Genomic DNA, 774 nt, shown 5'->3' on the forward strand with positions numbered 1-774 from the left:
AACATCCTCTAAACTCAATTGATTCTCATCCAAACTCTTCTGTAACACTAAACGATTAGCACGTTGTGGATGTAACAAAAACTTCAACGTCATATCACTTGCTGTATTGGCTGCACTAAGAGGATCAAAAGCAACTCCGGTTTTTCCTTTAAAAGATTCGCGCGAGCGATTATAACCAAAAGCTCGTGGTGGAAATAAGTCCAACTTATCCTTTGGAATCGCTAATGCTCTCGCATTAAGCGTTTTAATAATTACGTCTAAAGTTTGTTTTTGCATAGTTACGTCAACAGATTTAGTTGTTAGTTGACCATCACCTTTAACCGCATAATTATAATCTAATCCTCCAATGACTTTCGTTGCTGCTTCTACCTGAAATCGATGATAAAAGTATAAAGGCACAAAGATATCTTCTAAAACTGAATACGGTTCATCAGTCTTAATATTATCTTTTGAGAAGTTTGAAATTGCTTTTTCTCTCAATTCTAACACAGCATCCAACTCTTCAGCTGGTGTCTTACCATTATCCCATAAATGTGCTAAAGCATGCGCTCCACCAGCTGCTCGCGCATCAGAGTCTGTAATAAAACGTAAACCATCATTTTGCGCTTTTATCAAAATGGTATTTAAAGCTTCTTTTTCATTTGCAATCTTTTCAAATTCAGAATAACTGTATGCAACCGTTACTTTGTCCCAATCGCCTATTCCCGTTGCGTAAGCATTACTGAAATCTATCTTTCCATTATTTAATTCAATTTGTGGATGCGGATAATCCAT

General features: G+C 36.3%; 1 protein-coding gene. It reads right to left on the reverse strand.

The window, feature by feature from the left end:
• A partial coding sequence (locus B2U95_RS01180) for a zinc-dependent metalloprotease (RefSeq protein WP_296311605.1) occupies nucleotides 1–774 on the reverse strand: 774 nt, incomplete at both ends.

This window comes from Winogradskyella sp. UBA3174 (assembly GCF_002364335.1).
GTDB lineage: Bacteria > Bacteroidota > Bacteroidia > Flavobacteriales > Flavobacteriaceae > Winogradskyella.